The 10,198-nt window shown below is 62.7% G+C and carries 11 protein-coding genes; 7 read left to right on the forward strand and 4 right to left on the reverse strand.

Translation table 11 applies throughout. The features are described 5' to 3' along the window. The first annotated feature begins 173 nt into the window (after window positions 1-173). Genes otnK (BMY91_RS22750) through BMY91_RS22780 form a run of 7 tightly spaced genes read left to right on the forward strand, consistent with a single transcriptional unit; the run spans window position 174 to window position 6,593 of the window. A complete protein-coding gene (gene otnK / locus BMY91_RS22750; RefSeq protein ID WP_090826452.1) occupies window positions 174-1,457 on the forward strand; it encodes a 3-oxo-tetronate kinase in 1,284 nt (427 codons plus the stop codon). Beyond that, the gene (locus tag BMY91_RS22755) at window positions 1,444-2,610 is read left to right on the forward strand and encodes a lactonase family protein (RefSeq protein ID WP_175538827.1); all 1,167 of its coding nucleotides are present in this window, start codon (window positions 1,444-1,446) and stop codon (window positions 2,608-2,610) included. Before otnK (BMY91_RS22750) ends, BMY91_RS22755 begins: the two co-directional genes overlap by 14 nt. Before the next feature lie 12 nt (window positions 2,611-2,622). Beyond that, entirely contained in the window at window positions 2,623-3,978 is a 1,356-nt protein-coding gene (locus BMY91_RS22760) for a TRAP transporter large permease subunit (RefSeq protein ID WP_090826424.1), read from the forward strand. 21 nt (window positions 3,979-3,999) lie between these two features. After that, window positions 4,000-4,281, forward strand: coding sequence for a hypothetical protein (locus tag BMY91_RS22765; protein ID WP_090826430.1), 282 nt, complete (start codon window positions 4,000-4,002; stop codon window positions 4,279-4,281). Between the two features lie 10 nt (window positions 4,282-4,291). After that, window positions 4,292-5,005 carry an aspartate/glutamate racemase family protein gene (locus BMY91_RS22770; RefSeq protein ID WP_090826433.1) on the forward strand — a complete coding sequence of 238 codons (714 nt, stop codon included), beginning with the start codon at window positions 4,292-4,294 and terminating at the stop codon, window positions 5,003-5,005. Further along, complete coding sequence (otnC, locus tag BMY91_RS22775; RefSeq protein ID WP_090826435.1) at window positions 5,002-5,628, forward strand: 3-oxo-tetronate 4-phosphate decarboxylase; 627 nt, start codon at window positions 5,002-5,004, stop codon at window positions 5,626-5,628. The genes BMY91_RS22770 and otnC overlap by 4 nt, the downstream gene beginning before the upstream one ends. Window positions 5,629-5,669: 41 nt before the next feature. Beyond that, window positions 5,670-6,593, forward strand: a complete 924-nt coding sequence (locus BMY91_RS22780) for an AEC family transporter (protein WP_090826438.1) — start codon at window positions 5,670-5,672, stop codon at window positions 6,591-6,593. Window positions 6,594-6,633: 40 nt separating this feature from the next. Here BMY91_RS22780 and BMY91_RS22785 read toward each other — a convergent pair whose 3' ends face one another. The 4 genes from BMY91_RS22785 to BMY91_RS22800 form a co-directional block, all read right to left on the reverse strand. After that, the gene (locus tag BMY91_RS22785; RefSeq protein WP_090826441.1) at window positions 6,634-7,632 is read right to left on the reverse strand and encodes an amidohydrolase family protein; all 999 of its coding nucleotides are present in this window, start codon (window positions 7,630-7,632) and stop codon (window positions 6,634-6,636) included. 138 nt (window positions 7,633-7,770) lie between these two features. After that, complete coding sequence (locus BMY91_RS22790; RefSeq protein ID WP_090826442.1) at window positions 7,771-8,073, reverse strand: putative quinol monooxygenase; 303 nt, start codon at window positions 8,071-8,073, stop codon at window positions 7,771-7,773. A gap of 43 nt (window positions 8,074-8,116) precedes the next feature. Beyond that, a complete protein-coding gene (gene otnK / locus BMY91_RS22795) occupies window positions 8,117-9,394 on the reverse strand; it encodes a 3-oxo-tetronate kinase (protein WP_090826445.1) in 1,278 nt (425 codons plus the stop codon). After that, a complete protein-coding gene (locus BMY91_RS22800; RefSeq protein ID WP_090826449.1) occupies window positions 9,391-10,074 on the reverse strand; it encodes a hypothetical protein in 684 nt (227 codons plus the stop codon). The genes otnK (BMY91_RS22795) and BMY91_RS22800 overlap by 4 nt, the downstream gene beginning before the upstream one ends. Window positions 10,075-10,198: the final 124 nt, after the last annotated feature.

Here is a 10,198-nt window from a genome sequence, read left to right on the forward strand (position 1 = left end):
GACTTCGCCGACGCCGTCGCCACCCGCGTCACCACCGTCGCCCACGTCTAACCACACCACCCACACGCCGGGCGGGAACAAACCACCCGCCCGGCGTGCACGCACATTGCCCAACTTCCGGCAGGAGGCCATGCGTCCGCGTCCGGAAACCCCACGAAATGGTAGGAACAACAGTGATAGGTGTCATCGCCGATGATGTGACCGGTGGTACTGACGTAGCCGTCGCTTTCCGACGTGCCGGACTGGCAACAGTCATTCTGTTCGGCTCGCCCGATTCGGAGACGATCCTGCCGTACCATGACGCTGTGGTCATTGCATTGAAAACAAGGACCCTGCCGGTAGACGACGCCGTCGCCGAATCCCTGCGCGCCGCAGAATGGCTTAAGAACCATGGCGCCTCGCAGCTCTATTTCAAATACTGCTCCACCTTCGATTCCAAACCCGAAGGCAACATCGGCCAAGTAGCCGACGCACTGGCCGATCTCCAGGGTTCACGTCTGACGGTCGTTGCTCCGGCCTCACCTGAACACCGCCGCACACAGTACATGGGTAATCTGTTCGTCGCCGAACAGCCACTGGCCGAGTCTCCGATGAGCCACCATCCCTTGACGCCGATGACTGATTCCAACGTCGTCCGGCTCCTCAGTGCCCAGACCGAACGCCCTGTAGAACTCGTCAGCCAAAAAACCGTACGTGCAGGCGCCCGGGCAATCCGGGAGTACCTCGATGAGATGGCCGGCCGCGGTGTCCGCTATGCCGTCACGGATGCCATTACCGCTAAAGACCTGCAAGCCATCGGTGATGCCTGTCGCGACGATGTGCTGGTTACAGGCGCCGCCGGACTCGCCGGGGGGCTTGGTCGATCTCTGGCCGGGAACCGGGGAAGCAGCCAAGACCACGAACAGGACCCGGTCGGAACCGGGCGGGCAGTCGCTTTGGCGGGAAGCTGTTCGGCCCGGACCCGGGAACAGGTCTCTTACATGCGCGAGCAGGAACCCTCGTTCTTCCTCGACGCTGTCGCAAACCCGGACCCTGTACAGCTGGCAGAATCGGCCCTTGCCTGGTTCGGGACACTGCCTCATGACGCCCGGCCGCTGATCTACTCAACTCTAGAACCCGGAGAGCTGCGCCGAACCCAGGAGATTTTGGGCACCGAAAGATCCTCCGCCATCCTCGAAAAGGCCACCGGTTTGATTGCCCGTGGGCTCGTTGAAAGGGGCGTGCGCCGAATCGTCACTGCCGGAGGCGAAACCTCCGGTGCGGTTGTCCAGGCATTGGGCGTCCAGGGCGGGACCATCGGTACGGAAATGGCCCCCGGGGTGCCATGGATCTACACCACAGGGGAGATTCCCATCGCTTTGCTTTTGAAATCCGGCAACTTCGGGGACCCTGGGATGCTGGTCCAAGCCGTCCACGCGGACGCCAACGCCGGGGAGGCCAGCCTTGCCGGTCACTGAACTTGCCTATGTTGGTTCACGAACCAGCGTGCTGCGCGAGGGGCGCGGCAGCGGGTTGGAGGTCTTCGAAATCCTCGATGACGGACGCTGGCTCCCACGGCAAACGGTGGGCATGGACAACCCCAGTTTCATGGTCCTCAGTCCAAGAAGCACACAGCTTTACGTTGCCCATGGCGACGGGAACCAGATCAGCGCCCTGGAGCTGGACCCGGCGACCGGACGCATCGATTACCGTGACACGGTTGATGCCGGGGGAGTGAACCCGGTCCATTTGGCACTCAGCCCGGACCAGCAGTTCCTCGTGGTGGCCAACCACAACAGCGGCACGGTAGCCAGCATCCGGATACTCCCGGATGACAGCCTCGGCCCCGTCGCAGGTCTGCTGTCCTTCGAGGGTGAAACCGGGCCGCACCGCCGTGACCAAAACAGTTCCAAACCCCACCAGGTGGTCTTCGACGCCACCGGTTCGTACGCGCTGGTCCCGGACAAAGGCCTGGATTCAATTTTCACGATCTCGATCGACAGCACCGGATCCCTGACGTGGCACCAGGACCGGACCATACGGTTGCGGGAAATGTCTGGACCACGGCACGTGGCGTTTTCACCATCCAACAACTTCGTTTACTCGATCGAGGAATTCCTTTCAACGGTGACCACCTACAGTTGGGACGCCGCCACGGGCACACTCCGCCCTATCCAGTCCACGTCCGCACTGCCCGACACTGTGACCGGGGACAGCCGCGGGGCAGAAATCGCGGTCAGCGCCGACGGGAAGCATGTTTATGTCTCCAACCGCAGCGGACCCGGAGACCACTCACCTGGTGGTGAGTTCCCGGACACTATCGGCACGTACGACGTCGATCCCGACACGGGCCGTCTTGGCCCAGGACGCTGGACCGAGACCCACGGCATCAGGCCCCGTTTCTTCTGCTTGGACGCCGAAGCGGGGGCACTGCTCGTCGCCCACGAACGGGGACACTCCATCGCAGCCCACCCTTTGGATCCAACCACGGGAACTCCCGGTCCGCCGGTGTTCCGAGCTGCCACCGGCAGTCCCGTCGCGATCTTGAGGCACCGCCTCCCGGTCTCCGCAGAAGACGGCAAGCCGTCGCCAGAGCACTGCGTCGACGCAGACCATTCGTCCACCCTCTAGAAAGGAGATGACGTGGGAATCGCCGTCTGGGCGCTGATCGTCTATCTCATCACCATCCTCGTGTGGGCCACCGTCGTAAAGCGGGGTATCGGCGAGGCCATGATTGTCGGATTCCTCGTGCTGTGCCTGTTTGGCGGAGCCGACTTCTTCGCGCTTCTGGGCACAGGCCTCGGGGAAGCCTTCAAGCAACCTGTGGTCTTCGCCGCGATGTCCTTCACCTTTATCGGATTCGTGCTGACGCAGACCGGCATCATCCACCATCAGGTCCATATCCTGAACTCCATGCTTGGCCGACTTCGCGGCGGCGCAGGCTACGTCTCCACCCTCGCCTCTGCAGGCTTCGGGGCGCTGACCCACTCAGCGTCTGCGAATGCAGCCACCATCGGATCGGTCACGATTCCATGGATGGAACGCTCAAACTGGCCCAAACACATAGCCTCCTCCGTCGTCGCAGGAAACTCCGGCAACGGCACGGTCATCCCGCCCAGCGCCTCCTATCTCATCCTTGTGGGACTTGCCACCGTGGGACCGAACATCGACAAGAACGCCACCCTGGTAGCGATGTTCGTCGTGGCCGGATACTGCGTGCTGTGGAGACTGCTATGCATCTTCTACTTTGTGCGGCGCTACAAAATTGCCAAGGTATCCGGTGAAGAACTCATGCCGCTGCGACGGTCCCTGAAGCAGGGGTGGCGATCATTGATCGTCTACCTAGGCATAGCCGTGCCGATTCTTCTTACCGTTGGCGTCGGCGCTGAGCTCATCGCCCGCCTGCTGGGCGACAAGGGACCCGATGCCGTCAAAGCGATCGACATCCTGCTGTGGATCCCCGTCCTCCTGGGCATCCTCAGCCTCATCATTGGTCGTAAGCAACTGCCGTCCACACCTCGTGCGTGGTACACCTTCATCGCCAGTACAGCCCCACGGTTCAAGGACATCGGCGCAACACTGGTGTTCTCCTTCGCCGGTAGTGCGGTCCTTCTTGCCCTTGGGTTGGACAAGCAGTTGCGTGATGCCCTCACCGGCCTGAACGCACCGGCCATCGTCACAGTGCTGATCATTGTGGTGATCATAGCCCTGGTGGGTGGTCCGCTGAGTGCCACGGCCACGGCCGCGACCCTCGGCGGCGGTGCGTTCGCAGTCCTTGTGGCAGCAGGAGTTCACCCGGCCCTGGCTGTTTGCGCCATCATGGTGGCCATCTCTACAGAAGGTGCGTCCCCGCCCGGAGGTCCGTCCATCTTCATCTCTGCGAGCATCGCGGAAGTGAATCCTGCCAAAACGTTCGTGCCGCTGGTGGTGTTCTACGTGGTGCCGTTCCTGATCATCCCCGTGGTGGTGGCGTTCAACCTGCTACCCATTCCCCACTAGCCGGACCAGAAAGGCTGATAAATGTCTTCACAAAAACACATCGACGCCGGCCCCGGCTTTGGGCCACGCCGCAAAGCACTGATCCGCGTCCTGACCATGGTCTTCGTTGCACTCCTGGTAGCAATGCTGCTCCTGGGGACGGTGCTTGTGCTGCTCCAGCTCGCGGGGTTGCTGATCGGTAGCAGTGACTTCATCATCGGGGTGTCCAAGACCTTAGGGCCGCTCACGTACTGGGTCGCTGCTGCATTTGGAACATTCACCCTCATCCTTGCCATGGCACATGGCTGGAAATCCGCCGACTAGGAGACGCACCGTGACCCGTCATCAATCCAACCCGCTGATCTCGCTGATCAGTGCGACCCCGGTGGCGATCCCACCAGCTACCGGGGCTTTTCATGAGGTTTTTCCTGAAGCCAGATTATGGAACCTTCTCGATGACCGCCTTCTAGACGACGCTACAGCCCAAGGGGGCGTCACCGAGGGGCTGGCCGAACGCATGACCCGATTGATTCGCCACGCCGAAACTGAGGGTGCGGACGGAATCCTTCTGACGTGCTCCATGTACGGGCCCATCGCCGAACGGCTCGCATCTGAGCTGTCCATTCCGATCCATGCCCCCGACGCGTCAGCATTCAAGGCCGCTTTGTTCGGCGGCTACAAACGCATCGTGCTGCTGGCCTCCGCCAGGGGGCCGCTGGAAGACGCGCTGGAGCGGTTCTCGGCAGCAGCAGCCTCAGCCGGTCAGGACATCGCCGTCACGGGCATCGTTGCCGAGGGGGCAGCGGCAGCCGCAGCGGCCGCAGACACGGAACGCCTGAGCCGCGCGCTTGAGTCAGCGTGCAGAGATCAGGAAGATTCTGATGCCGTCTTACTGGCCCAGTACTCGCTTTCCCCGGCGGCCGAGGCCTTGGCCGCTGCCCTCGACAAACCGGTTCTGGCGGGCCCGAAACTTGCAGCCGCCACCCTACGGTCTCAACTGCTGGGGAACCCAACCTCCGCAACGACCCCCAAGAAAGAGAATGCATGAGCACCGAAAGCCGCCTCCGCGAAAGCGTCGTAGACGCAGCCCGATCCATCTTCAACCGTGGCCTGACTCACGGTCGAACAGGAAACATCAGCGTCCGCTGGGGTGACGCCATTCTGGTTACCCCGACGGGCAGCAGCCTGGGGACTGTCCGGCCGGACGAACTCTCAGTCATTGACGCCGCTGGAACGCATGTCAGTGGCAACAAGCCTTCCAAAGAGGCCTTCCTGCACGCGGCTGTCCTCCGGGCCCGTCCGCAGGACACTGCAGTGGTACATACCCACTCGACATATTCGGCCGCCGTGTCCTGCCTGGAGCACACCACGGCCGGCAGCGCCATTCCACCGCTGACGGCCTACTTCGCCATGCGGGTAGGAACCCTTCCATTGCTGCCCTATCACGCACCGGGGGATCCGGCGCTGGAGGGCCTGGCCGAGGCTACAGCTGCCGAACACCTTGCCATGCTGCTGAGCAATCACGGCCCCGTCGTGGCAGGCAAAGATGTGGACAGTGCCATGGATGCACTTGAAGAGCTTGAGGAGACGGCCAAGGTCTACCTGCTCCTGCACGGACGCACTACGCGACCGCTCACACCCGAGCAGGCTGCCGCTGCCGCACGAATCTGACCGTGGCCCCTGCAACGGCGTCCTGCACGGACGGGGGCTGAATGGGCGGGATCTTCGCAGGATTCGCGCTCGTTGGCACAATTATCCTGGTTGGCTACTTGGCTGGACGGGCCGGCATCGCCGGCCCGTCAGCTGGGCCCGTCTTGTCCAGGATCGCCTTCTTCATCACCAATCCAGCCCTCCTCTTTACCATTTTGGCAGGCTCGGAACTCGGTGACATCTTCTCTGCCCTGGTGCCCTTGGCCCTTGCTGCGGCTGTACTGACGTGTCTGCTTTACTGGGGCCTGAGTGCGCTGTGGTTTCCCCGCAAGGGCGCAGAAATCGTCGTGGGCGCTATGGCAAGCTCCTACGTCAACGCCAATCACATCGGGATTCCGGTCGCGGTCTACGCGATTGGCAACGCCACTCCGGTTGCCCCGGTCTTGCTTGTGCAGTTGCTGGTGCTCTCGCCACTGTTTCTCCTGCTCCTTGACCTCACGACAGGACAGCGGCCCACGCTCAGATCGTTGCTCGCCCAACCGGTGCGGAATCCGATGATTATCGCCTCATTTCTCGGGGCCGTTGTGGCCTGGACCGGGCTGGAGCTGCCCCCATTGCTCTGGGATCCGCTCAAGGTCCTGGGCGGGGCGGCCGTGCCGCTGGTCCTGATGGCATTTGGTATGAGCTTGCCCGGGAGCAGGCCGTTGCGGTCCGGCGGGGCTCGGACCGACGTACTGGTCGCCAGTGGACTCAAGGCCGCCATCATGCCCGCGCTGACATTTGTCCTCGCCCGCTACGTCTTCGCTGTGGATGATGCGCAAGCGTTCGCCGCCGTGATTATGAGCGCCCTGCCGACAGCCCAGAACGTGTTCCTGTTTTCCAGCCGCTACGACAGAGGTGCCGCTATCGCCCGCGACTCAATCCTGCTCACCTCAGTTGCTGCCATACCTGCCGTGCTTGCCGCCGCGTTGCTGATGGGCCGGTAGCCCGGGCACGGCAGCGGCTCCGTGCCCGGGGGTGTCCCAGTCAGAACCCGTACAGCTTTTCCGGGTTGTCCACGAGGATTCTCTTACGGTCCTGTTGTCGCGGAACCCATGACGCAAACAGATCCAACATGGCGGCATCGTCGGGCATGGGTACCTCACCCCGGGAAGCGGTAGGGTGGGGCCAGTCGCTGCCCCACAACATGCGCTCAGGCGCCGCCCGGGCAAAAGCCGAACCAACTGCGGCGCGGTCGCTGTAGGACGGGGGTCCGACCGGTGATTCGTGGTAGACGCCTGAGAGCTTAACCCAGGTGGTTCCCTCATCGATGAGTCGAAGAATGGCAGCGTACGCAGGATGCGCGGTCCCTGTGGCTCCAGGTATCCTGCCCATGTGGTCGATGACCAGGTCGGTGGGCAGGCCGCTGATCCGAGCAAGGTTTTCCTGGATTCCTTCTGCCGTCATATGGATCTGCACATGCCAGCCAAGGTCCGCAACACGTTCGGCCAGCGGCCGGATCAGTTCTGCCCCGGCGCCACCCGGGCGGGTGAGGTTGAAGCGGATTCCGCGGATTCCGCCGTCGTTCATTTCCCGTAGTTGCCCGTCCGTGAAGGTGTTGTCGATCACCGCTACGCCACGGGCATCCCGGAGCCCTAGCTGTGCGATGGCGTCGAGCGTGCAGCGGTTGTCTGTGCTGTAGTTCGACGGTGTGACGACCACCGTGCGTTTGGTGCCTGTGCGGCGTTGCAGGAGACGGTAATCGGCAACTGTTGCCTTGGGCGGCGGAGTCGCGGTCGGCAAGGGATACGGGAATCTGTCGGGATCGAAGATGTGCATGTGGCAATCCGTGGCCTGGCCGGGGACCCGATAGGAAGCCCTTTCCGTTCCGGCAGAAAAGGGCGCCGGTCTCTCGGACGTGGCCTGTGCTGCGGCCCCGCCGCCGGCAGCCAGGGCCAGGCCCGCCAGGGCCCCTTGCACTAGTGTGCGGCGGTTGAACGAACCGGCGGCGAACAAGGCTGAATCTGGCCGAAGACGATCTGTCATTGGGTCTCTCCTTTGAGGAATGCTGCGCCCATCTCCAAGCACGTGAGGTGGGCCACATCCATCATCGGATAAAGTGGTCGGCCAGTCAACCACTTTAGGTGCCGGTGGTGGCGTCCTTCTGGACGTCGGGCCGCTTCGTTAGAAGGACGCGATCATGGGGCCGCCGGTTTCGCGCTGACTTCCAGGGACGACGACGCGTGTGGAGATGACCTTGTAGGCCAGAAAATGCTGGGTTTTGAGGTGCTCTTCCTCAAAGGCGGCACGATCGGTGTATACCTCGTAGAAAGCGAAGGTGTTTGTTCCGTCGCCCAATTCGATGACGTCGAAGCGAAGGCACCCATCTTCATCCCGGACAGACGACTCGGCGTTGCGCGTGATGGCCTCCAGAAACTCTTTCCGACCCTCGGGCTGTACCTCCAGCGTGACCCACAGACTATACATCGATGTTTCCTTTTCCCTTCATGGTCAGTTGATGGGAAACAGGCTATACGGCCACGGTCGTTCGGGGGCTCACAGCCTGGACGAGGAAGTCGACGTCGCCGAAGTTACCGGATTTCAGGAGTAGGGCCAGTGGACCGTTGTGTGAGGTATGAATCCAGGGGACGCCAGGAGCAGCCTCGGAACCGATCAGTCCGCCGCTGACGTGGAGTGCTGTCACCACGGAGCCTGAGGTTTCGCCACCTGCGACAACCACTCGCTGCACCCCCCGGCTGACCAGTCCACGGGCGATGAGGCCCATGGCTGTCTCCAGAATTTCAGCCGAAGCAGCGACCCCGAGCCTGCGCTGGGATTCACGGAGCTTCTCCGGCGGCAACGAAGAGTAGATCAGCGGGGCAGTGCCCGGCGGTTGCTCGTCGTACCAGGCCAGGGCGGCTTCGGACAGCAGGGAAGAGTCCGGTACTGCTACAGCATCGAGCTGGTATGAGGGGTGTCCACCGGCCTGCATTGCTTCGATTTGCTGGAGAGTGCGGGCGGAACAGGATCCTGCCAGCGCGACCGCCGGGCCGTCGTGGCCGGACCCGCCATTGAAGGGTGCCTGCTTGCGGGTGGACGTGTTGCGTTCGGCGATTGCCGTTGCCAGCCCGCCGGCGAGACCGGCCGCTCCGGATACGAAGGGGTGATCGATGACCACCCTGCCAATGGTGGCAAGGTCGCTGGGCTCAACTGCATCTACCACGGCATACGGGATTCCCGAGTGTTGCAGATCGGCGATTGCAGCGGTCAGCGCCTCGGTTCCAGCATGAACTTGCTGCAGGGTTACCAAGGATACGGTGCGTGCTGTTTGGGAGCGAAGCAGTTCCGGCACGCGCGAATCGGTCATGGGCGTCAAGGGGTGATGACGCATGGGTGAGTCCGACAGGAGCTGATGGTGGACGAATAGATGACCGTTGTACTGGGTACGTCCGTGCGAGGGAGAGCTGGGCACCACGACGGTAACACTGCTGCCGGTCAGGTCCGCCAAGGCATCATTGACCGGGCCGATGTTGCCGGCCGGGGTGGAATCGAACGTTGAGCAGAACTTGAAGAAGAGCTGCTTCGCGCCGGCGTCCAGCAGCTTCCGGCCCGCACGCAACGACTGTGCCACAGCCTGATCCGCAGGAAGTGTGCGGGTTTTGAGCGCAATGACCACGACGTCGGCTCCGTCGTTGCCTGAGACGACTTCCGGTACGCCGAATTGGATCAGGACGCGGAGTCCGGCGCGGCGGAATGCGACAGCAACATCTGTGCCGCCTGTGAAGTCATCGGCAATGACACCGATCATCGTGTACCTCCAAGAATGGTGCGGCGAAGTGCCGCGGCTGAGCTGATGGGCCCGGAGAAAACCGGTATGCCTGTGGTGGATTGAAGTTCCTTGGCCGCGGATGCCAGGGAATATTGGGCGAGCAGAACCGCGTCAGGAGGCGACGGTTGTTTCGTGACTACTGCGGCCAGGGCGGTGACGAGTTCCTCTGTGGTGCCGTGCAGGGCTGCGGGCTTCGCCCCTGGAACAACAGCACCGCGGGTCTCCACTGGAACACCCCGCCCGGCGGACTCGTTGATAAAGCGGTTTATCGCGACGGTCAGTGGCTGATGGTCGCTGGCGAGCACCAGGACTGATCCCGGAACCTGTGCGAACAGCCCATCCAGGGCCATCGCATCAGGATCGAGCAGAGGGACGGGGCATTTGTCGGCGTAGGACTGAACAGCCGTTGCGTAAACGGGGCAGGTGAGGAGGACAGCATCCGCACCCTCAAGCACCGCATGGTTGATCAACCGGTGCATCCGCTCGGCCAAGGACCCGGTCACACCTCGAACGTCCGCGTCTTCCTGCAACTGGTCATCGAGGATATTCCACAGCCGCGCCTCGGGGAACCCTGATGCAAACGCCGCGTTCGCCGGCACAAGGGCGGCCGGATTGGCGCTGATGAGTGCAACCAGCGGACGCGTCTCTGCGGAGGACATGGTGCCTTCTTCTGCTCTTTGGGCCCAGTGCCGGGCGGGTGGTTTGTTCCCGCCCGGCGTGTGGGTGGTGTGGTTAGACGTGGGCGACGGTGGTGACGCGGGTGGCGACGGCGTCGGCGAAGTC

Source organism: Arthrobacter sp. yr096 (assembly GCF_900108925.1).
Taxonomy (GTDB): Bacteria; Actinomycetota; Actinomycetes; order Actinomycetales; family Micrococcaceae; genus Arthrobacter.